Source organism: Halpernia sp. GG3, assembly GCF_052976925.2.
The window spans coordinates 1-21565 of sequence record NZ_JBRIIR020000006.1; the positions used below are offsets into that span (position 1 = coordinate 1).

The 21565-nt window shown below is 33.7% G+C and carries 20 protein-coding genes; 16 read left to right on the plus strand and 4 right to left on the minus strand.

Annotation, left to right across the window (positions count from 1 at the left end):
* Nucleotides 1–74 precede the first annotated feature (74 nt).
* The gene (ccoN, locus tag ACVBED_RS00975; RefSeq protein WP_473094359.1) at nt 75–2351 is read right to left on the minus strand and encodes a cytochrome-c oxidase, cbb3-type subunit I; all 2277 of its coding nucleotides are present in this window, start codon (nt 2349–2351) and stop codon (nt 75–77) included.
* A gap of 35 nt (nt 2352–2386) precedes the next feature.
* Entirely contained in the window at nt 2387–2566 is a 180-nt protein-coding gene (gene ccoS, locus ACVBED_RS00980; RefSeq protein ID WP_473094360.1) for a cbb3-type cytochrome oxidase assembly protein CcoS, read from the minus strand.
* A 170-nt stretch (nt 2567–2736) separates the two neighbouring features.
* On the opposite strand from ccoS, the gene ACVBED_RS00985 reads away from it, so the two are divergent.
* Nucleotides 2737–4770, plus strand: coding sequence for a M13 family metallopeptidase (locus tag ACVBED_RS00985; RefSeq protein ID WP_473094361.1), 2034 nt, complete (start codon nt 2737–2739; stop codon nt 4768–4770).
* 269 nt (nt 4771–5039) lie between these two features.
* Here ACVBED_RS00985 and ACVBED_RS00990 read toward each other — a convergent pair whose 3' ends face one another.
* Nucleotides 5040–7415 carry a heavy metal translocating P-type ATPase gene (locus ACVBED_RS00990; protein WP_473094362.1) on the minus strand — a complete coding sequence of 792 codons (2376 nt, stop codon included), beginning with the start codon at nt 7413–7415 and terminating at the stop codon, nt 5040–5042.
* Between the two features lie 85 nt (nt 7416–7500).
* Between ACVBED_RS00990 and ACVBED_RS00995 the strand changes: the two genes are divergently transcribed.
* From ACVBED_RS00995 to ACVBED_RS01025, 7 genes are all read left to right on the plus strand, one after another.
* On the plus strand, nt 7501–8214 hold the full coding sequence (locus ACVBED_RS00995; RefSeq protein ID WP_473094363.1) for a Crp/Fnr family transcriptional regulator: 714 nt from the start codon (nt 7501–7503) through the stop codon (nt 8212–8214).
* A gap of 69 nt (nt 8215–8283) precedes the next feature.
* Nucleotides 8284–9099 carry a 3-methyl-2-oxobutanoate hydroxymethyltransferase gene (gene panB / locus ACVBED_RS01000; RefSeq protein ID WP_473094364.1) on the plus strand — a complete coding sequence of 272 codons (816 nt, stop codon included), beginning with the start codon at nt 8284–8286 and terminating at the stop codon, nt 9097–9099.
* Nucleotides 9099–9428: a hypothetical protein gene (locus tag ACVBED_RS01005; RefSeq protein ID WP_473094365.1), complete on the plus strand. Its 330-nt coding sequence runs from the start codon at nt 9099–9101 to the stop codon at nt 9426–9428. The genes panB and ACVBED_RS01005 overlap by 1 nt, the downstream gene beginning before the upstream one ends.
* Before the next feature lie 15 nt (nt 9429–9443).
* A complete protein-coding gene (locus ACVBED_RS01010; protein ID WP_473094366.1) occupies nt 9444–10016 on the plus strand; it encodes a hypothetical protein in 573 nt (190 codons plus the stop codon).
* Between the two features lie 3 nt (nt 10017–10019).
* Nucleotides 10020–10697 (plus strand): RluA family pseudouridine synthase, encoded by a 678-nt coding sequence (locus ACVBED_RS01015; RefSeq protein WP_473094367.1) that lies wholly within the window; start codon nt 10020–10022, stop codon nt 10695–10697.
* Between the two features lie 596 nt (nt 10698–11293).
* Nucleotides 11294–11497 carry a hypothetical protein gene (locus tag ACVBED_RS01020; protein WP_473094368.1) on the plus strand — a complete coding sequence of 68 codons (204 nt, stop codon included), beginning with the start codon at nt 11294–11296 and terminating at the stop codon, nt 11495–11497.
* Nucleotides 11494–12177, plus strand: coding sequence for a LytR/AlgR family response regulator transcription factor (locus ACVBED_RS01025; protein ID WP_473094369.1), 684 nt, complete (start codon nt 11494–11496; stop codon nt 12175–12177). Before ACVBED_RS01020 ends, ACVBED_RS01025 begins: the two co-directional genes overlap by 4 nt.
* Before the next feature lie 49 nt (nt 12178–12226).
* On the opposite strand, the gene ACVBED_RS01030 is transcribed toward ACVBED_RS01025, so the two are convergent.
* Nucleotides 12227–14503: an aconitate hydratase gene (locus tag ACVBED_RS01030; RefSeq protein ID WP_473094370.1), complete on the minus strand. Its 2277-nt coding sequence runs from the start codon at nt 14501–14503 to the stop codon at nt 12227–12229.
* A gap of 135 nt (nt 14504–14638) precedes the next feature.
* Here ACVBED_RS01030 and ACVBED_RS01035 point away from each other — a divergent pair, with 135 nt between their 5' ends.
* The 8 genes from ACVBED_RS01035 to ACVBED_RS01070 all read left to right on the plus strand — a co-directional run bounded on the left by ACVBED_RS01035 (nt 14639) and on the right by ACVBED_RS01070 (nt 21517).
* A complete protein-coding gene (locus tag ACVBED_RS01035; RefSeq protein WP_447120726.1) occupies nt 14639–14935 on the plus strand; it encodes a CD225/dispanin family protein in 297 nt (98 codons plus the stop codon).
* Nucleotides 14936–15316 carry a DUF2752 domain-containing protein gene (locus ACVBED_RS01040; RefSeq protein ID WP_447120727.1) on the plus strand — a complete coding sequence of 127 codons (381 nt, stop codon included), beginning with the start codon at nt 14936–14938 and terminating at the stop codon, nt 15314–15316.
* Between the two features lie 35 nt (nt 15317–15351).
* Nucleotides 15352–16032, plus strand: a complete 681-nt coding sequence (locus tag ACVBED_RS01045) for a WG repeat-containing protein (RefSeq protein ID WP_447120728.1) — start codon at nt 15352–15354, stop codon at nt 16030–16032.
* Nucleotides 16033–16353: 321 nt separating this feature from the next.
* A complete protein-coding gene (locus tag ACVBED_RS01050; protein ID WP_473094371.1) occupies nt 16354–18471 on the plus strand; it encodes a TonB-dependent receptor in 2118 nt (705 codons plus the stop codon).
* A 62-nt stretch (nt 18472–18533) separates the two neighbouring features.
* A complete protein-coding gene (locus ACVBED_RS01055) occupies nt 18534–19205 on the plus strand; it encodes a T9SS type A sorting domain-containing protein (protein WP_447120729.1) in 672 nt (223 codons plus the stop codon).
* Between the two features lie 85 nt (nt 19206–19290).
* Nucleotides 19291–19947 carry a hypothetical protein gene (locus ACVBED_RS01060; protein WP_447120730.1) on the plus strand — a complete coding sequence of 219 codons (657 nt, stop codon included), beginning with the start codon at nt 19291–19293 and terminating at the stop codon, nt 19945–19947.
* Nucleotides 19934–20452, plus strand: a complete 519-nt coding sequence (locus ACVBED_RS01065) for an acyl-CoA thioesterase (RefSeq protein WP_447120731.1) — start codon at nt 19934–19936, stop codon at nt 20450–20452. Before ACVBED_RS01060 ends, ACVBED_RS01065 begins: the two co-directional genes overlap by 14 nt.
* Nucleotides 20453–20587: 135 nt before the next feature.
* Nucleotides 20588–21517 (plus strand): NAD(P)-dependent oxidoreductase, encoded by a 930-nt coding sequence (locus tag ACVBED_RS01070; RefSeq protein WP_447120732.1) that lies wholly within the window; start codon nt 20588–20590, stop codon nt 21515–21517.
* Nucleotides 21518–21565 lie beyond the last annotated feature (48 nt).

Genomic DNA, 21565 nt, shown 5'->3' on the forward strand with positions numbered 1-21565 from the left:
TAATCCGACATTTTCGCCGTTTGATAAAATATCTTTAAAATTCTGTGGTATCATTCTCCTTAATTTTTTAAAGACTAATTACTTGCAGTTTTAACCTCAGTAGTTTTTATATCAGTTCCCAAACGCTGTAAATAGGATATTACCGCTACGATTTCTCTCTTTTCAAGAGGTACAAACTTACTTCCTTCCTCTTTCTTTCTTTTCTCAAAGGCTTCTTTAACGTCCGCTGCTTCAGAATAAATCTGTTTTACGATATGTTCAGATTGATGATCTGCCCATGCATTCGCAGTGTCGATTTCAGATTTTGTGTAAGGTACGTCATAAGTGTCTTTTAGAAATTGTACTTTAGTAACTAATTGACTTCTGTCCAACGTATTAGATATTAACCAGGGAAATCTCGGCATAATAGAACCTGCAGAAGTCACCCTTGGATTCAGCATGTGTTTAAAATGCCACGAACTTGGATTTTTACCGCCTTCTCTTTGTAAATCAGGACCAGTTCTTTTAGAACCCCAGAGAAATGGTCTGTCATAAATAAATTCTCCAGCTTTGGAATATTGGCCATTTTTACCATTAAATCTTACCACTTCGTCCCGGAAAGGTCGAATCATTTGAGAGTGACAAGCGTTGCAACCTTCTCGGATATAAATATCTCTACCCTCCAATTCCAACGGACTGTATGGCTTCACCGCTGAAATTGTCGGAACATTTTCTTTTATTGTTAAAGTCGGAACAATTTCGAAAAAACCACCAATTGAAACTGCACAAAGTGACAGTATTGTTAATAAAACGGGCAATCTTTCGATCCATAAATGTACACCTTCGCCTTCTTTTCTACCACTGGAAATTTTAGCCAAAGCTGGTGCCTCTGCAGGTACATTTTTTTGAAAAGAACCTTGCCTTACTGTACCCACAACATTTACACACATTAGTATAACTCCCGAAATATAGAATATACCGCCCACAAATCTCATTTGGTAGTAAGGAATAATTGCTGATACTGTATCTAACCAGTTTTTATATAATAAAGTACCGTCCGGATTAAATTGTTTCCACATCAATCCTTGTGTAAAACCTGCGATGTACATGGGAACCACATAAAAAATAATTCCCAAGGTTCCTAGCCAAAAATGCCAGTTTGCTAATTTAGTAGACCATAATTTAGTTCTCCACATGATTGGCAAAAGATAATAGATGATACCAAAAGTCATGAATCCATTCCATCCTAAAGCGCCAACATGTACGTGGCCAATAACCCAATCGGTATAATGGCCAATTTTGTTTAAAGTTTTTGTGGCTAAAAGTGGTCCTTCAAAAGTAGCCATGCCATAACAAGTAAGTGCGACAACGAAGAATTTTAAAACGGGATTTTCGCGAACTTTATCCCAAGCACCTCTTAAAGTTAGTAATCCATTAAGCATTCCACCCCAAGAAGGTGCAATTAGCATTATTGAAAATCCTGTAGACAAAGCCTGCGCCCAAGCCGGAATTGCGGTGTATTGCAAATGGTGAGGTCCTGCCCAGATGTAAACGAAAATTAAAGACCAAAAGTGAATAATTGATAATTTATATGAGAAAACAGGTCTGTCTGCTGCTTTTGGTAAAAAGTAATACATTAAACCAAGAATTGGCGTTGTCAGTACGAAAGCCACTGCATTATGTCCATACCACCATTGTACCAATGCATCTTTCACACCTGCATAAGCAGAATAAGATTTCCACCCACCAAAGGTTAAAGGAACTTCTAAATTATTAAAAACGTGAAGCATTGCAATCGCGACCCAAGTTCCTATGTAAAACCAAATGGCAACATATAAGTGACGAACTCGTCTTTTAGCAATGGTCATAAACATATTTAGACCAAAAACCAACCACACGACTAATATTAAAATATCAATGGGCCACTCATGTTCAGCGTATTCTTTTGAAGTATTAATCCCGTACATAAAAGTAGCCAAAGAGGCAATGATCATAAATTGCCATCCCCAAAAATGTACCCAAGATAAGGTATCACTCCACATTCTTGATTTTAATAATCTTTGAAGTGAGTAATAAGCCCCAGCGAAGAAGCCATTCATCACAAAAGCAAAAATAACGGTGTTAGTATGCATCATTCTCAATCTTCCAAAACCAAATTTTCCTTGAGAATTAATAAGACCTTGTAGATTGCCTGAAGACAAACTTTTTATAGTTAGATCATCCGTCCCAAATAAAAATTCTGGCAATTCTGGATAAAATAAGAGCAATGCTACTGTTAAACCAAGTAACATTCCAAGTAGCCCAAATACTACCGTGGCGTAGAGAAATCCCCTGACTATTCCATTGTCATAACTAAATTTCTGTGTTTCCATATGTGTCAATCACTTTTTGTTCTTTATTGTTTAATCTAAGTTTGTTTTTGTTCTGATTTTGGACTTTCTTTTATAACTTCATTTTCCATTAAAATACGCACCGCAGGTGATTCATCATCTTCAAACTGCCCATTTTTCGCCCCAATAATAAATAATATTAAAAATACGGCAGCTATTGAAACACTGCAAATTATCATTAAATAAAGTATATCCATATCGCCTCACAAAAATAGGTTTTATAATTTTTATAAATAGATAAATTAGATGACTTAAGTCAGAAAACGTTAATTATTGTTAAAAATTTTTTTTGAAGGGAAATCCATTTAAAATGTTATGTTTTCACCAAGGTTTTGTAATTTAGAAAAAATTTAAATAAACTTATACAATGAAGCGTAATCTGCATTTTTCACTATTTTTAATAGGTCTTTTATCTTTAGGTGCTTGCAAAAAACAAGAAAAACCACCGGTTGATTTTCTATCAACCAATATTGACCCTACCGTTAAACCCAATGATGATTTTTTTGATTATGCCAATGGTGGGTGGCTGAAGAAAAATCCTATCCCAGACGAATACAGCAGTAATGGAATTGGGAGGTTGGTTACTGATGATCTTCAAAAAAGATTAAGAATCATCAACGAAGATGCTGTGAAAAATCCGCAGGGTGATATTTCGAAAAAAATTGCAAATTTCTGGAAAAGTGGATTAGATACTCTAAATATTGACAAAAGTGGATATGCACCCCTTAACAGTTATTTGTCCCAGATTGATGCAATTACTGATGAAAAATCACTTTTAAAAGTAGCCGCTGATTTACAAAGAATAGGGGTTTCAACGCTTTTTCGTGCTGGTGTTGCGCAAGATTCTAAAAAAAGTTCCGTTGAGGCTTTTAATATTGACCAAGGCGGATTGGGTTTGCCAAATCGTGATTATTATTTTAATACGGATGAACAAACGTCAAAAGTTAGAAATCTTTATCCAAAACATATCGAGAAAATGCTTTCGATGATCGGGCAAGATCCCGCAACGGCGACAAAATCAGCCGAAAATATTTTAAAGTTAGAAACTGAAATGGCAAAATCGAGTAGAAAACTCGAAGATCTACGTGATCCTTATAAAAATTATAACAAATATAAAATTGAAGATATTCAACAGAAACTGACACCAAATATTGATTGGATTTCATGGTTAAACCAAGCCAATGTGAAAAAAATAGATAGCGTGATCATTGGTCAACCAGAATATTTAAAATCGCTTAGTAGTCTATTAAAATCTACGCCGATAGACGTTTGGAAGAATTATATGAAATACCATTTAATTACGGAATATGCGCCCTATCTAAGTAAAAACTTTGACCAGGAAAATTTTGATTTTTACGGTAAAACTTTAAATGGAACTAAAAAACAAGAAGTGCGCTGGAAAAGAGTTTTAGGAACCGAAGAAAACGCAATTGGTGAAGCTTTAGGGCAGTTGTTTGTTAAAGAAAATTTTGATGCGACAGCAAAAAAACGATATGAAAACATAGTCGAAGAAATACGAGGCGCATTGAAAGAAAGAATTCAAAAACTCGATTGGATGAGCCCGGAAACTAAAGTGAAGGCTTTGGATAAATTAGCGAAAATGAAGAAAAAAGTGGGTTATCCAGATAAATGGAAAGATTTTTCGGCCATGAAAATTAAAGACCAGCCTTATGCTTTAAATGTAATCGCTGCACATATTTGGCTGAATAATTATGAATTAAACAAATTGGGAAAACCCGTAAACCGCGATGAGTGGGATATGACGCCCCAAACTTACAATGCCTATTACAATCCGTCCAATAATGAAATCGTTTTACCAGCGGGAATTTTTATTGTTCCCGGAACAAAAGATGCAGATTTGGATGATGCTCTGGTTTATGGTTATGCCGCGGCTTCTACTATCGGGCACGAAATCACACATGGTTTTGATGATCAAGGTAGACAGTTTGATGCGCAGGGAAATCTTAAAAATTGGTGGACGCCGGAAGATGTTGTAAAATTTAACAAAAGAGCAGATGTAATGGTCAACGAATTTAATCAATTTGAACCTGTAAAAGGAATACACATTAATGGCAAAGCCACGTTAGGAGAAAATATTGCAGATTTGGGCGGCGTACTTCTAGGTTGGGATGCATTTCAAAAAACCAAGCAATATAAAGAAGGCAAAAAACTTTATGGTCAAACGCCTGCACAACGCTTTTTCTTAGGTTATTCTTTAGGTTGGTTGTATAATATCAGAAAGGAATCCTTGGCTCAGAGATTATTGACCGACGTTCATTCGCCCGCGAAATACAGAGTGAATGGACCTTTCCCTAACGTTGAGGCTTTTTACAAAACCTTCAATATTAAAAAAGGTGATAAAATGTACATCCCAGATTCTTTAAGAGTAAAGATTTGGTAGAAATTTTTCAAATAGTTTTTGTTTGATCAAAAGCAGCGAAATTTTTCGCTGCTTTTGTATTTTTTCGACCCTGGAAACGGAACCGTTAAGAAAATTTTATTTAAATCGTTAAAATTTCAAGTGTTTGAGTGGCAGTAAAAATTGAACATCTCAAAAAAAATTGAACATTCCGCCCGAATTTGGAAATTTTAGAATTAAAATCTAATTTTTAGGTAAGTTTCCGGTCTTGAATATTTTCTTCAAGGCAAAAGAAAGATATTAAAATAAACTTATAATTCAAAATATTTCCTTGAGCGCCACCAAGTTGCCGCAGAAGTAAAAATCACGACACTTATTGAACTGATCGGCATTAGAATAGCAGCTTTTAAAGGTGATAGATTGCCCGTAATTGCAAATGTTAAACCAATAATATTATACATCAGACTGATGCCAAATGTAATTTTCACAATTTTCACAGCGTCTTTGCACAAGTCAAAATAATCTTTAATTTTTGTGATTTTCTTTCCATCCATAATCACGTCCGAAGAAGGCGTAAAAGAATTACTGTCATCGGCAATTGCAATGCCCACATTGCTTTGCTTCAAAGCGCCTGCATCATTTAAGCCATCACCGATCATTGCTACATTTTGACCCTTATTTTGTAAATATTGGATGTATTGTAATTTATCTTCAGGGTTCTGATTAAATTTTAATTCCGTTGCATTTGTAATTATTTTCTCTAAAACGCTTTTTTCCGAGGCATTATCACCGCTCAGAATATTTATTTTAAATTGATTTAAAGCAGAAAACATTTCCTTTAATTGCGAACGGTATTCATTTTTAAAAATAAATTTACCCAAAAATTCATCATTTTTTTTGATATAAACTGCACTTTCTAAATCGGTAGAATTTTCACCAACGAAATTAGCAGAACCAATTTGATACACCTGACTTTTCACTTTTCCACTGTAACCTTTCCCCGCAATTTCCGCGTAATTTTCAATCTCAAAATAAGGATCTTTCACATCAATAAAATCATACAAAAGTTTAGAAAGGGGATGCGTCGAGTTTTTAATTAAACTCTTTAGGTTTTCTAAATCAGAGTCAGAAATGTCTATGCCAGAATATTTTATATCAGATTTTTTATTGTGCGTGATTGTTCCTGTTTTATCAAAAACGAAAGTATTGATCTTTGCAATTTTTTCAATTGTTAATGCGTCTTTTACATAAAATTTGTTGCGTCCTAAAATCCGCATAATATGTCCGAAAGTAAATGGTGCAGAAAGCGCCAAAGCGCAGGGACAAGCCACAATTAAAATGGCGCAAACGACTTGAAACATTTTTTCAAAGTCAATTCTTATCCAGAAAATAGCGGCTAAAAGTGTAATTCCTAAAATAATAATTGTAAAATATTTACTCAGATTATTAGTCATCGTATCTAAACCCGATTCTATTTTTTTGAAAGTTTCCTTATTCCAAAGTTGCGTGAGATAACTTTGGTTAACATTTTTTATCACTTCCAATTCTAAAATCGCCCCAACTTGTTTCCCCCCGGCAAAAATTTTATCGCCTGCTTTTTTTGCAATCGAAGCAGATTCTCCTGTGATGAAACTGTTGTCAATATTTGCTTCACCTTTTATTAAAACCGCATCTACGGGAATTATTTCTTGGTTGCGTACCATAATTCTATCGCCCACTTTTAACTCAGACAATAAAATATTTTGTTGAACACCATTAAAATCAACTTTAGTGACCGCAATTGGATAAAATGACTTGTAATCTCTATCATAAGAAAGGGCGCTGTATGTTCTTTTCTGGAAATATTTACCTAAAAGCATAAAGAAAATTAAACCACACAGCGTATCAAAATAACCTTGTCCAAAGTCTGTAAGGACTTCATATAAACTTCTTCCAAAGAGTACAAAAATCCCGATTACAATGGGAATGTCAATGTTTATTATTTTATTTTTTAAAGCATACCACGCCGATTTATAATAATCTGACGCCGAATAAAAAACAACTGGAAAAGCCATAAGAAACATTAAAAAACGAAATAAATTTTTATACTGATGAAAGTAAAAATCATTTCCGCCAACATATTCTGGCCAACTAAAGAACATTCCGTTTCCAAAGGCAAAACCCGCGATTGCAATTTTAATAATTAAAGATTTATCTAAAAATTCTTCTTTTTTTTCTGCAGTTTCTAAACTAATAATAGGTTTGTAGCCAAGATTAGTCAGGAATTTTGCTAATTTACTTAGGGGTAATTCTTCCGAATTAAAGGAAACTTGGACCGTTTTTCGTGTAAAATTGACTTGAGAGTAATAAATATTGTTTTCTAAAGTTTGCAAACTTTCTAATAGCCAAATACAGGAAGAACAATGAATTACGGGAATTTTAAAAGTAATCAAAGTGGTTTTTCCTTCAGAGAAATCCACAACTTTTTCAAAAACTTCTGGCGTGTCTAAATAATCAAATTGATCATTATTTTCAGAATTTGGACGGACTCCTGAACTTTTATTAAGGTCATAAAAAGTTCCTAAGTTATTGATATTAAGAATTTCAAATACAGATTTGCATCCATTACAGCAAAACTCTTTTTGATCAAAAAAGATGCGTTCTTTCTCAAATTCTTGCCCACAATGAAAACAATTAGTCTGAATCATCTATCTTATTGATTTGCAAAATTATATTATTTATAGTTGCATTTCGGTCTTAAAATCTCTATTTTTGTTGATAAATGTCATCAATATGTCTTTAGAACAACAGCAAAGCGTTGCAGAGAATTTTCAGAAGGTTTTTAATGAAGAATCGTTTAAGGAAAACTTATCCGACGAAGATTTTAAAAAATATCTTTCCGAAAAGCAGCAACTGAGTTTTAAAAAAGGACATCTTCTTTTTGAAGATGGTAAAAAACCGAAAGGTGTTTATTACATTGAAAAAGGAACTTTAAAATTATCAAAATCTGGAGTTTATGGCAAGGAACAGATCTTGAGATTTGTGAAAGAAGGAGACTTAATCGGCTATCGTTCACTGCTTTGTGGGGAAGATTTCCAAGCAAGTGCTGAGGCGATGTCTGATATTGAAGTTACTTTTTTGCCAACAGAAGTTTTTATGCATTTGCTGGAAGTTGACACCAAATTATGCTTTTCTATGTTGCAGAAGATTGCCTTTGAATTGGGTGAATCTTCAAACACAGTTACTTTTCTAGCCCAGAAAACGGTTCGGGAAAGACTGGCTGAGATTTTACTTTTACTGGAACAAAAACTTGGAACTAACCCAGAAGGATTTATCCAGATTTCCTTAACCAGAGAAGAAATCGCAAATATTATCGGAACGGCTACTGAAAGTGCGATTCGCTTAATATCTGAATTTAAAAACGACAATTTAATTGAAGTGGAAGGTAGAAATATAAAAATCATTAATCACGAAAAATTAATGAAGGTTGGCCATGTAAATATGTAAATTTAAATTAAAGATTAATTAAAATTTATATTTTTAAGAGCTTTCACTAAAAACAATAATCTAAAAAACATGTCTGTACACTCAGAAATAAAAAGAATTACGACCGAAACTTTGCGAAAAATGAAGTTTGATAAGGAAAAAATCACTATGCTCACGGCGTATGATTTTACCACAGCAAAAATGGTAGATGCGGGCGGGGTCGACGCGATTTTGGTTGGGGATTCTGCTTCAAATGTGATGGCTGGTCATGAAACAACGCTGCCTATAACTCTAGATCAGATGATTTATCACGCACAATGCGTCGTTCGTGGCGTAGAAAAAGCGCTCGTTGTGGTAGATTTACCATTTGGTTCTTATCAAAGTGATTCTCATAAAGCATTGGAATCTGCGGTTAGAATTATGAAAGAATCAGGTGCGCATGCAATAAAACTGGAAGGTGGTGTAGAAGTTGAAAAATCAATAAAGAAAATTGTAAACGCCGGAATTCCTGTCATGGGACATTTGGGTTTAACGCCGCAAAGCATATACCAGTTCGGAACTTATAAAGTTCGGGCGAAGGAAGATGATGAAGCAGAAAAATTAGTTTCTGACGCTAAACTTTTAGAAAAATTAGGTTGCTTTGCTTTGGTTTTAGAAAAAATCCCAGCCCATTTAGCCAAAAAAGTTTCTGAAAGTATTTCCATTCCTACAATTGGAATCGGCGCCGGACCAGACTGTGACGGCCAGGTATTAGTTTACCACGATATGGTAGGGATGAACAAAGATTTTACGCCAAAATTTTTACGCAGATATTTAGATTTATATACTGAAATCACTGGCGCAGTTTCACAATACGTGAAAGATGTGAAAGCCCAGGATTTCCCTAACGAAAAAGAAAGTTATTAATGAATAATCAACTCAGTACTCAAGCAATTTTATCCATTGGCGCGTTGGCGTGTTTAATTATTGGTTGGCTTCATCCTTTTTCTGAACCTATCAATAGCTTTATTTTTAATCAATTATTTTATCTTTTGATTGGTGCGAGTTTCTTCTTTCAAGCGCCTACTTTATCAAATCCAAAATTAATTTATCCAATGTATGCTGCCGCAGTGTTCTGCATCGTGGGCGCATTTATTCCAGCAAGCATGGGCACTTTATTTTATTTAAAAACTATTGGTCTATTGGGAGGAGTAATAATTTCCTTAGTTGGGCGACCGAAAATGCAGCAACGGTAGATTTGCATATATTTAATGAAAATTTTATCAAGCTTTTTTTTTGTTTTCTTTTTCGTAAAATTTACTGCTCAGAGTAATGAAAATTTAAGCAGTGATCAATTATATATAGAAGTAACTGCATTATCTTTGAAAAGCACACACCGCAACTATTTTAATGGTGCGACCGTTTTTTTTGGAAAAGACCTAACTGAAAAATTTAATATTGCCATCGGATTCGAGCATTCCAGAAATAATTTTCATAATGATAATGATTGGCTCTTATATAAACTTCGATTTAATACGATTGTTGTTAGAGAACAAATCCTATTATTTTCAGAAAAAAAATTGAAAATTTCCGCTGATTTTAGGGAGGGTTTATCCTTTATTAAGTTTGTAAAAGAAGAACCTTTAGTCCGTAAAGATTTTCGGTATAAGGTAAAAGAAAAAGGCTTATTTCTTTATTTTGGTTTAAATTCAAAATTATTTTTAACGCAAAATATTGCCATAATTGTAGATTTGGGAATAAAAGGGTTACATATGTCTACAAATGTGTACGAAGTAAATCCGCACGGCATCAATGCAATGACAGGATTGCAAGTAAAATTATAAGAAATGCAAGACCAAATTATCTTTGAAGATAATCATCTTTTAATTATCAATAAAAAAGCCGGACAACTCGTACAAGGTGATAAAACCGGTGATGAATCCTTACTGGATTCTATTAAAAATTTTATTAAAAGAAGAGATCACAAACCTGGAAATGTTTTTCTTGGACTGGTTCATAGAATTGACAGACCAACTTCAGGTTGCGTCATTTACGCTAAAACTTCAAAGGCTTTATCACGTTTAACTGTAATGGTTAAAAACCGCGAAGTAAAAAAAACATATTGGGCAGTTGTTCCAAAGATTGAAATTCCAAAAGAGCAAAGACTCGTTCACTTCTTGCAAAAGAACGAGAAAAATAATAAATCTACCGTTTTTCCGAAAGCTACAGAAGGCGCAAAAGAATCTATTTTAAATTATAAAATTATAAAAGTTTTAGATAATTTCCAGTTGCTTGAAGTTGATTTAGAAACCGGTCGGCACCATCAAATTCGGGCGCAATTGTCTAAAATTGGAATTCCCATAAAAGGAGATTTAAAATATGGTTCGCCACGTTCAAATCCCGACGGCGGCATTAATTTACATGCCAGAAATTTAGAATTTCTGCATCCTGTGACAAAAGAGAAAATTTCAGTAACAGCGCCAGTTCCGCAAAATGATGCAGTTTGGAAAGCGTGCGAAATATAAGTAACTACAAAATTTATTTTATCTGTTTAAATAATTAAAATTCTAAAATTATTTAAAAAAAGTAAACGCAATTTTTAAACCTCTTCCTAAAAGTAAACGTTTTATATTTAAAATCATTTGCCACAAGTGGAACTTACATTATAAAATCTAGCATAAGACTTATTGATAGAAGCGCTAGCAGAAATATTTTTCAATCAGTAGGTGTAAGTAATTCTGATGTTCCAGACGGAATTTGGCTGACAAATACGGTTCTACCGACGCCAGGAGCGAGATGGACCATGCTTTATATCAGAATTGCTTTCTTTAATAAGGATGATCAATTGCGACTTTACATTTACTCCGATCTTCTGGCAACAAATCTATCAGATGCTTCTTTGAATATTGCGTTACTGGAATCAGAATTAAGACCTGAAAAATTGTTAAAAATGCTCCAAATTTTTAGAGCATTTTTAATTTAAATATTTTATTGAACCGGAACTAAACCGCTTTCTTCTTTTTTATCTTTTTCTAATAAATTTTGATCAATGTTTGCATTTTTATTTTTAGTCGGAATTTTATAATTAAAAGAAATCGTTTTTAATGAAAAAGGATTTGATTTGAAAATAAATGAAGAAGCAGGAAAACTTGATTTTTCTATTTACAATTTTAAAGGAAATGGAATAAAAGATTCCGTTTCGGGAATAGGAATTACGAACGTGAAAAAGCGACTGGAAATTCTTTATCCAAAAAAATTTATATTAAATATTAACGAAAACGAAAATGATTTTTCAATACAGTTGATCATTGATTTAAAGCCATGAAAAAAATAAAATTTATTATTGTTGACGATGAACCTTTGGCCATTCAATTATTAGAAAATTATACGCAGAAAATTGATTTTTTACAACTTTCTTCCACTTTTGATAATCCGATCATCGCAATTGATTTTATTCAAAAAAATGAGATTGATCTGGTTTTTTTAGATATTCAAATACCTGAACTTTCCGGTATTAATTTCATGAAAATAGTAGGAACTAAAGTAAAATATATTCTTACTACCGCCTATTCAGATTACGCGTTGGAAGGTTACGAATATGAAGTTATCGATTATTTATTGAAGCCAATTTCTTTAGCTAATTTCCAAAAAAGTGTAGAGAAAGCGAAAGAAAGATTACATTTTGATGCGGTTAAAACAGAGACTTATTTCTTTATAAAATGCGACGGTCAGCTAGTTAGAATTAATTTTAGTGAAATTTTATATATAGAAAGCATTAAAGATTACGTCAATATTAAAACTGAAAATAAAGAATATATTTACCTCGAAACTTTAAAATCACTGGAAACGCAACTCCCACATAATTTTCAACGCATTCATAAATCTTACATATTAAATACCGACAAAATTTTAAAGGTTGGAAGTAATTTTGTGTCACTAATTTCAAAAAAAGATATTCCACTCGGCGAGAATTACAGATCACAATTTTTTTCAAAATTAAAATAAAAAAATCCCTCTCTTCCGAAAGGGATTTGAATTATATTAACTTAAAAAATTAAGCGTTTCTTGCTGCTTCTGCTGCAATTAAATTTAATGCAGAACCTGCTTTATACCAAGCGATTTGCGCTTCATTATAAGTATGATTTGTTAAAACCACATCTGAACTTCCATCTTTATGTTTAAATTCAATATTCAAAGGTTTACCTACAGAAAACTGGTCTAAATCTAAAAAGTTAACAGTGTCATCTTCCTGGATTTTATTGTAATCTTCTTCATTATTAAAAGTCAAACCAAGCATTCCTTGTTTTTTCAAATTAGTCTCGTGAATTCTCGCGAAAGATTTTACCAAAACCGCCTTTACACCAAGATGTCTTGGTTCCATCGCAGCGTGTTCTCGGGAAGAACCTTCGCCGTAATTATGATCACCTACAACAATTGTTGGAACTCCTGCCGCTTTGTATGCTCTTGCTACCGCAGGAACTTCGCCGTGCTCACCAGTTAATTCGTTTTTAACACTGTTTGTTTCCATGTTGTATGCGTTGATCGCACCAATCAACATATTATTAGAAATATTATCAAGATGTCCACGGTATTTTAACCAAGGTCCAGCCATAGAAATATGGTCAGTTGTACATTTTCCAAACGCTTTAATTAAAACTTTTGCATTGGTAATATTTTTTCCATCCCAAGCATCAAAAGGTGTTAAAAGTTGTAAACGATCAGAATCTGGATTTACATTTATTTGAACTGAAGATCCATCTTTGGACGGCGATTGATAACCATTGTCACCCACAGCGAAACCTTTACTTGGTAATTCACTTCCAGATGGTTCTTTTAATTTTATTTGTTCACCACTTTCGTTAGTTAAAGTGTCCGTGATTGGGTTGAAATCTAATCTTCCTGCTATGGCAATGGCCGCAACCAATTCCGGCGACGCCACGAACGCATTTGTATTTGGATTGCCGTCTGCTCTTTTCGCAAAATTTCTATTAAAAGAATGAATAATAGAGTTTTTTTCGCCTTTTTCTGCACCTTCTCTATCCCATTGTCCAATGCAGGGTCCGCAAGCGTTGGTAAAAATTCTGGCGTTTTCAAATTTTCTAAAAGAATCTAAAAAACCATCTCTTTCCGCGGTAAATCTAACTTGTTCAGAACCTGGATTTATTCCTAAAATTGCTTTTGGTTTTACACCTTGTGCAACCGCATCTTCAACAACAGAAGCAGCTCTGGAAAGATCTTCGTAAGAAGAATTAGTACAAGACCCAATTAAAGCCCATTCAATATTTAATGGCCAGTCATTTGCCAAAGCCTTTTCTCTAAATTCTGCAACGGGGGTCGCTAAATCTGGTGTGAAAGGACCATTTAGATGAGGTGTTAATTCATCTAAATTAATTTCTATCACTTCATCGAAATACAATTCTGGATTAGCGTAAACTTCAGCATCACCAGTTAAGTGTTCTGAAATTTTATCGGCCGCATCTACGATGTCTTGTCTTCCTGTGGCTGATAGATATCTGCGCATGGAATCATCATATCCAAAAGTGGATGTGGTAGCGCCAACTTCAGCGCCCATATTACAAATTGTTCCTTTTCCTGTTGCTGAAAGTGAAATCGCACCATCACCAAAATATTCAACGATGCAGCCAGTTCCACCTTTTACAGTAAGAATTCCGGCTACTTTTAGGATGATATCTTTCGCGGAAGTCCAACCATTCAGTCTTCCAGTTAATTTAATTCCAATTAGTTTAGGCATTTTTAATTCCCACGGCATTCCTGCCATTACGTCAACTGCATCTGCACCACCAACGCCAATTGCGACCATTCCTAAACCACCTGCGTTCACAGTGTGAGAGTCAGTTCCAATCATCATTCCCCCAGGAAATGCATAGTTTTCCAAAACAACCTGGTGAATAATTCCAGCGCCGGGTTTCCAAAAACCAATCCCGTATTTATCACAAACTGAGCTTAAGAAATTAAAAACTTCAGAATTTTTATTTAATGATTCCTGTAAATCTTTTTCAGCACCAACTTTCGCTTGTATCAGGTGGTCAGCATGCGCTGTAGAAGGAACTGCAACTTTAGTTTTGCCGGCTTGCATAAATTGTAAAAGTGCCATTTGGGCAGTCGCGTCCTGCATCGCAACACGGTCTGGTGCGAAATCTACATAAGAATTTCCACGTTCAAAATTTTGTGAAGCGCTACCTTCCCAAAGGTGAGAATAAAGAATTTTTTCTGAGAGTGTCAAAGGTTTTCCGACGGCGTTTCTTGCAGCTGCAATACGCTCAGGATAACGTTCATACACTTTTTTAATCATGTCAATGTCGAAAGTCATATGCTTGTTTTTTACTTTAATGTTTGAAGTCCAAATTTAAGAAATTATAAATTGAAAATGAAATAATTTTATTTATATTAAAAATTTTGATTATTGTTTCAAACTATTTATAATATATTTACTTAAAAATTAAATATGGAAAACTACTCCAGTCCAATTTCTAACAATCAGAATGGTATACCGCCGAAAACATGGCTGGTAGAGTCAATTTTAGTAACTATTTTTTGTTGCCAAATCCTGGGAGTCATCAGTATTATTTATGCCGCTGGAGTAGAATCTAAATTTTATCGTGGAGATATTGCGGGCGCAGAAAGTGCTTCCAGAACTGCCAAAACTTTAGTGATGGTAAGTGTTGGAGTTGGTTTATTAACCGTAGTATTATTTATGGCATTCGGAGGAATGGCTATTCTTGGCGGCGTGATGAATCGTTAAATGTGGATTAAAGAAAACAAATTATTATTTCTTTTAATAATTTTATTTTTGATTGGCGGATTGATATTTTATTATTTCGTTGACCCGCTCTCTACAAATTTTATTATTAAATGCCCTTTCAAAGCAATCACGGGTTTAGATTGTCCAGGTTGCGGCAGTCAACGTGCGGTTCATAATTTATTACATGGTAATTTAAAAGCTGCTTTTGCTGATAATGCTTTATTTATAGTTGCGCTTCCTTATGCTTTCGTCGGAATTTTATTTGAGTATTTTTCTTTAAAATATAAATATCCAAAAACACGAAAAATTTTATTCGGGAAAACTGCAATTTATATCATTGCAGTAATCATAATTTTGTTTTTTATACTGCGAAATTTATAATGCTTATTTTTGGTATTTATTTTTAAGTAAGCGCTATGATGAAAACTTTTTTTTTTAATTTTATATTTCTAACAACCTTATTTTCTGCACAAAACGATTCTGGTAGGATAAATAAGGTTCCAGATTTAATTCCTCAAAAAATTAACGGAAATTTTGGCTATGTTAATCATAAAAGAAAGTATGTTATTGCACCAAAATACAATCTCGCCATGTTTTTTAATTCTGACTGTAATCTTTTAAATTCAAAAAATAAAAAAGTAAGACTGTTTGGCGGGTCTGGATATGCAACTGTAGAAGAGAATAAAATTGCGTATCGCATCAACAAAAGTGGTAAAAAAGTTTATAAATATATTACAAAAGATTTAGCAAAATGTCCCTCAGAATATAAAGCTCAAAAATACAAAGCCTATATTATGCATGGTTTTTTTGGCTTGGTTGATAAAGATTCCATCAACGAAGGAAATTATAAAGACTTTGTAATTTACCCCCAATACCAAAGATTGCACGTTATGGAAGGTGATGATATTAATAACCCGATGATAGTTGCGGTTTATAATAATAAATTTGGTGTGATTGATAAAAATGCAAAGGTGATTATTCCTTTTATTTATGCTGATATTAAACTGAATTATTCCTGGTTTTTGGGGAAAATGTTTGAAGTAAGTGTGGATAATAAGGAATATTTCTACGTGGATGAAAATAATATGGCTTACTAAATTTTAAGATACTCTTATTTCTAAAACAAAACTGCGCCCCGAGTTGAGGGGAAATCCTTTTTATCCGCCGCGGCGGAAGAAAAGATTGGGAACGGAATGAGGAAATTTGGCGCCAAAATAATTTTTATTAATTTTTTTATCTAAATTTCCACTATTTTTCTATCTTTGCATGAAGAAAAAAGGGGTGCTGTGAAAGGCTGAGATGATACCCAAAGAACCTAGAACAGGTAATGCTGTTTAGGGAAAACGCCAAATTTTTGGTGACTGTATCTTATTATTTCCCCTTTTATTCCTATAATTTATTTAAAAAAAATTAAAAGAATGAAAGGATTTATTTTTTTAGGACTTTGCGCAGGTCCATTATTTTTTGCGCAACAAAAAACGCAGGATTCTCTCAAAACAAAAGAGATCGAGTCCGTTAATTTTACCCGCAGACTGCCGGTTGCCAAAGACATTATCAATGTTGAAAAAGATTTAGGCGATAAAAATCTCGCGCAGGATCTACCTATTTTACTTAAAAATCAAACCTCGGTTTTATCAACTTCAGACGCTGGAAACGGCGTAGGTTACACAGGTTTTAGAATTCGTGGTGTGGGCGGGGCTTCTATTAATGTAATGCTAAATGGCGTTCCGTACAATGATTCTGAAAGCCAGGGGACTTATTTTGTGGATGTTCCGGATTTGGCGAGTTCGGCTTCACAAATTATTATTCAGCGCGGTGTGGGAACTTCCAGTAATGGTGTTTCGGCATTTGGCGCAAGTGTGAATGTTTTAACGAAAAATCCAGCGGAAAAATTTTACATAAAATCTGATGAAAGTTATGGTTCATTAAACACTTATAAATATTCAGCTGAGATCGGTTCTGGAAAATTTTTTAATAATAAATTGTCTGTGTCCGGCCGGTACTCAAAAATTCATTCTGATGGTTATATCGACCGTGCTTTTTCTGATTTAGAATCTTATCAGTTTTCTGCCTTGTTTGAAGCCAACAAAACCAAATTGCGCTTCATCACTTTTGGTGGAAAAGAAAAAACCTACCAAGCTTACAATGGAATCGCCCGCGAAACTTGGTTGACAGACCCAAAATTCAATATTTCTGGCGCTATTTACAATTCTGATTATAGCCAGATCATTGATTTTTATAAGGACGAAACTGATAATTATAAGCAAAATCATTATCAGTTATTATGGGAGCAGAATTTTAGCAAAAACTGGAATCTTGAAACCACTTTACATTATACAAAAGGACAAGGTTATTATAAAAATTATAAACAGGGTGCTGCTTTTTCCGATTATAATTTACCAAATATTTCGGTAAATAATCAGGAAATTACAAGTACTGATTTTACCCGTAAAAAATGGCTGAATAATGATTTTTATGGTGCCGTTTCTACTCTGTATGGAAAATTTGATAATATTGATCTGAATTTTGGAGCAGTAGCAAATCAATATTTTGGTCGCCACTATGGTAATGTTTCGGGCGTTCAGTTTCCCCAGGTTGATAATTATGAATATTATAGAAATAATTCTTTAAAAAATGAGGTTTCTGGCTTTGCTAAGGCTCTAATCAAAGTTCATGATTTTGAATTTTTCGGTGATCTGCAACTCAGAAACATCAATTATTCTACAAAAATTTTACAGCAGGGTGATAACGACGGTGTAAATTTAGAGAAAAAATGGCTCTTTTTTAATCCAAAATTTGGGATTAATTATAGAATTAATGGTGGTAAATTGTTTCTTTCTTATGCCCATGCACATAGAGAACCGAACCGTGACGATTTATTTGCAAATCAGCAAACGCAACCGGAAAAACTTCATGATTTTGAAGCCGGCTGGGAACAGAAAATTGGGAACGCCTCAGTTACAGCCAATCTATATTACATGAACTATATAAATCAATTGGTTTATAATGGTCAGATTAATAGTGTGGGAGAATTTATCCGCGTTAATTCTGGTAAAAGTTACCGAAGAGGACTTGAGATTTCTACTGCAATTCCTATTTATAAAAAATTTTTACTTGCGGCAAATGTGACCTTAAGTCAGAATCGAAATAGAAATTTTTTCACTGAGGAAGGAGCTGCCATTCAGAATCTTGGAAATACAGCAATATCTTTATCGCCAGATTTTTTGTCTAACCTAAGTTTACAGTATTCACCCACGAAAAATCTTAGTTTTAAAATTCAGAATCAATATGTTGGCAAACAATATTTAGATAATACGGAAAATGCGCTTTATAAATTGAATGATTATTTGCTTTCAGATTTTTCTGCGCAATACAATTTGAGCTTCGATAAAAACAATTTCACTTTTAATGTATTAGTAAATAATTTGTTTAATAAAAAATATGTAAATAATGGCTTTGTTTATGATGGACCGTACTATTTTTCTCAATCTGGGACAATAATAATGTTTGGTTTTTCATGGAAATATTTAAAATAATTTACTTTTTCATGTTAATTATTTGATACATTTGTTATGATATTAACTAAAATTTGTAGAAAATGAAAAAACATTTATTCTCTTTCTTAATGATTACGTGCGGATTTTTTATCAATGCACAGCAAATGAAAATTACTATTACTGGTAATAGTGTTAAATTTAGTACCAAAGTTGACGGAACTACCGGAACAGATTGGACCTCAGCACCTGTTAATTTGTATGCTTATACTGATGTGGCAGATACAGCGCCCAATCAAGCAGCATCAACTAACGTATTAGGTGCTTACCCAGGAACCAATTTGGTAAATGATGGTAGTGGTAATTATACCACAACAGTGAACCTATCAACTTTATTTCCTTCAGGAACTAAAATAAATAATATTAAATTTATTTATAATTATGCAACTAATCAAAATCCTGGTGGTGGAAGTTCTGGATTTAGTACTACTGACGCGGCCCACGCAACAGGTTGGAGTCCAGTAACTATTTCAACATTAGCGGTAAACGATTTACAAAATGCTAAGAAAAACACCTTCGTAGCAAATGGAAAATTGTACACCAAACAGACTGGGAATTTAGATATTACCATTTATGATATGTCAGGAAAAGTTATTAAACAATCTCAGGTAAAATCTTCTGGTTCTGCGTTGGATCTTAATATTGACCAAAGAGGAAATTATATGGTAAAAGTTTCTAATGGCAGCGAGACTGAAGTAGTGAAATTCATCAAATAATATTTTTGTTTTTTAAATTTAAAGACTGCTGTTTTGCAGTCTTTTTTTTGATTAAATTTACTTTAAATTTGCGTAAAATATGATGATGACGGATTTAATCTTAAAATATTTAGTAACAAGAGGCGAAGTAAAAATTCCTGGTTTCGGAATATTTCAGCATCGGGATTCTCCTGCTTTTTATGATGAAAAATCAGCGGCCTTTTTGCCCCCGGGAAAAGAATTCTTTTTTGATGTAGATTTTGATCTAAAAGATGAAAGTATTGTTCATTATTTATCAGTACAAAAAAACATCAGTGTTTCTGAGAGTAACAGTAAAATAAAAGAATTAACCAGCTACTGGAAATCTTCTTTAGAAAATAAAAAAGAATTTACATTACCGGAATTAGGCAGTTTCTTTATTAATGACAATAGCTTAGTATTTAAAGGAAAAAGGTTTACAACAAAAAATCCAGATAATTTTGGTTTAGAAGAAGTTAATTTAGCCCAATTAAAAAATAAGCATAACAATTTAATAACAAATTCAAACACGGATTACAGAACTTCAAATAATAAATTGTGGTGGTTATTTTTTATAATTCCAACCGCTGCAATTATTTATTTTGCCAGTCAAAATCCAGATTTAATTTTCGGTAAAAAATCCTTTCAAAACTCAAATAAAATAAAAATGAATCCTATTAAAAAAAAACAAAGTTTAAAAACGGATTCTATTTCTCTTAAAAATACTGCAAATGCCCAAAAATAAAAAAACTGTCGGTGAATCGCTCACAGTAATGACCAATATTGTATTGCCCAACGAAACCAATTCTTTAAGAAATTTATTCGGCGGCGAATTGCTTGCAAAAATGGACCGTTGTGCCGCAATTGCTGCTGCGCGGCATTGTGCGAGAAGAGTTGTAACTGCTTCTGTCAATCACGTTTCTTTTGATAAACCCATTCCGGAAGGAGGAATTGTGGTTTTAGAAGCCAAAGTATCCCGCGCATTTTCCACTTCTATGGAGATTTATGTGGATGTTTGGTTAGATGATCCGATCAGACAGACGAAAATTCACACCAATGACGGTATTTATACTTTCGTTGCGGTGGATGAATATAATGTGCCAGTTCCTATTCCTCAAGCAATCCCGGAAACTCCGCAAGAAATTGAAAGATGGGAAGCCGCTCTTCGTAGAAAGGAATTGTCACTAATTTTAGGTGGCAGAATGAAGGCGAAAGACAGTGTAGAACTGAGAAAATTATTTTCGGAGTAGATTTATTTGGGCAGCATTTCCGTCTTCCGTTCCCGCTCTTTTGCTCAGCCTTCCGCCTCGCAAAAGGAGCTTCACTCAAGCCGGGCTGCTAGTTAGTGCAAATAATTAATTAAATTTTTGTCAACACAATTTTTTATGAAAATTCTACTTTTAGATAAAAATCATCCTCTTATAGAAGAGCAACTTTCCGCGAAAGGTTTCACTTTTGAAGAAGATTTCACCTCGACTTACGATGAGGTTTTAGAAAAAATATCTGATTTTGAGGGAATCATTATTCGCAGTAGAATTCCTTTAGATGAAATTTTTTTACGCCATGCCAAACATTTAAAGTTCATCGCAAGAGTTGGTGCGGGAATGGAAAACATAAATATTGAGGTTGCCAAAGAATTAGGAATTACACTGATCAATTCACCAGAAGGAAATCGAGATGCCGTTGCAGAGCAGGTTTTAGCGATGATCTTATTACTAACCAATCGTTTAATTATTTCTTCCGAAGAAGTAAAAAAAGGAATTTGGAAACGTGAAGAAAATCGGGGTGAAGAATTATTAGGTAAAACTTTCGGGATTATTGGATATGGAAATATGGGGAAAGCTGTGGCGAAAAGACTGATCGGTTTTGGTGTTGAGGTCATTTTCTACGACATTTTGCCAAATTTGTCAGATAACTTAGGAAAGCAGGTTTCGCTAGAAGAATTGCAAAAAAATGCAGATTTTGTCAGTTTACATTTACCGATCGATGAAAGCACGCAATATATTATTAATGAAGATTTCATTTCCAAAATGCAGAAAAACTTTTTTCTAATAAATACAGCCCGAGGAAAAAATGTTGATACGAAAGCGCTTGTAACCGCTCTGAAATCCGAAAAAATTAAAGGTGCTGCGTTAGACGTTTTAGAATTTGAAAAAGCCTCGTTTGAAAACATAGAAATTGAGAATGAAGAGTTAGATTTTCTTCTTAAATCTAATAAAGTTCTCATCACCCCACATATTGCAGGCTGGACGATCGAAAGTAAGGTGAAACTTGCTCAGGTAATTGTGGACAAAATTTTGTTAAAGTATTCTTAATCTTTTCTCGATCTTCAGGTTTTTATAAGATTATTGCTAAATTCGTTT

Bases quoted from the DNA above. Each gene is read 5' to 3' on its own strand.
- ccoN (WP_473094359.1), bottom strand. From the start codon at position 2,351: ATGGAAACACAGAAATTTAGTTATGACAATGGAATAGTCAGGGGATTT.
- ccoS (WP_473094360.1), bottom strand. From the start codon at position 2,566: ATGGATATACTTTATTTAATGATAATTTGCAGTGTTTCAATAGCTGCC.
- ACVBED_RS00985 (WP_473094361.1), top strand. From the start codon at position 2,737: ATGAAGCGTAATCTGCATTTTTCACTATTTTTAATAGGTCTTTTATCT.
- ACVBED_RS00990 (WP_473094362.1), bottom strand. From the start codon at position 7,415: ATGATTCAGACTAATTGTTTTCATTGTGGGCAAGAATTTGAGAAAGAA.
- ACVBED_RS00995 (WP_473094363.1), top strand. From the start codon at position 7,501: ATGTCTTTAGAACAACAGCAAAGCGTTGCAGAGAATTTTCAGAAGGTT.
- panB (WP_473094364.1), top strand. From the start codon at position 8,284: ATGTCTGTACACTCAGAAATAAAAAGAATTACGACCGAAACTTTGCGA.
- ACVBED_RS01005 (WP_473094365.1), top strand. From the start codon at position 9,099: ATGAATAATCAACTCAGTACTCAAGCAATTTTATCCATTGGCGCGTTG.
- ACVBED_RS01010 (WP_473094366.1), top strand. From the start codon at position 9,444: ATGAAAATTTTATCAAGCTTTTTTTTTGTTTTCTTTTTCGTAAAATTT.
- ACVBED_RS01015 (WP_473094367.1), top strand. From the start codon at position 10,020: ATGCAAGACCAAATTATCTTTGAAGATAATCATCTTTTAATTATCAAT.
- ACVBED_RS01025 (WP_473094369.1), top strand. From the start codon at position 11,494: ATGAAAAAAATAAAATTTATTATTGTTGACGATGAACCTTTGGCCATT.
- ACVBED_RS01030 (WP_473094370.1), bottom strand. From the start codon at position 14,503: ATGACTTTCGACATTGACATGATTAAAAAAGTGTATGAACGTTATCCT.
- ACVBED_RS01035 (WP_447120726.1), top strand. From the start codon at position 14,639: ATGGAAAACTACTCCAGTCCAATTTCTAACAATCAGAATGGTATACCG.
- ACVBED_RS01040 (WP_447120727.1), top strand. From the start codon at position 14,936: ATGTGGATTAAAGAAAACAAATTATTATTTCTTTTAATAATTTTATTT.
- ACVBED_RS01045 (WP_447120728.1), top strand. From the start codon at position 15,352: ATGATGAAAACTTTTTTTTTTAATTTTATATTTCTAACAACCTTATTT.
- ACVBED_RS01050 (WP_473094371.1), top strand. From the start codon at position 16,354: ATGAAAGGATTTATTTTTTTAGGACTTTGCGCAGGTCCATTATTTTTT.
- ACVBED_RS01055 (WP_447120729.1), top strand. From the start codon at position 18,534: ATGAAAAAACATTTATTCTCTTTCTTAATGATTACGTGCGGATTTTTT.
- ACVBED_RS01060 (WP_447120730.1), top strand. From the start codon at position 19,291: ATGACGGATTTAATCTTAAAATATTTAGTAACAAGAGGCGAAGTAAAA.
- ACVBED_RS01065 (WP_447120731.1), top strand. From the start codon at position 19,934: ATGCCCAAAAATAAAAAAACTGTCGGTGAATCGCTCACAGTAATGACC.
- ACVBED_RS01070 (WP_447120732.1), top strand. From the start codon at position 20,588: ATGAAAATTCTACTTTTAGATAAAAATCATCCTCTTATAGAAGAGCAA.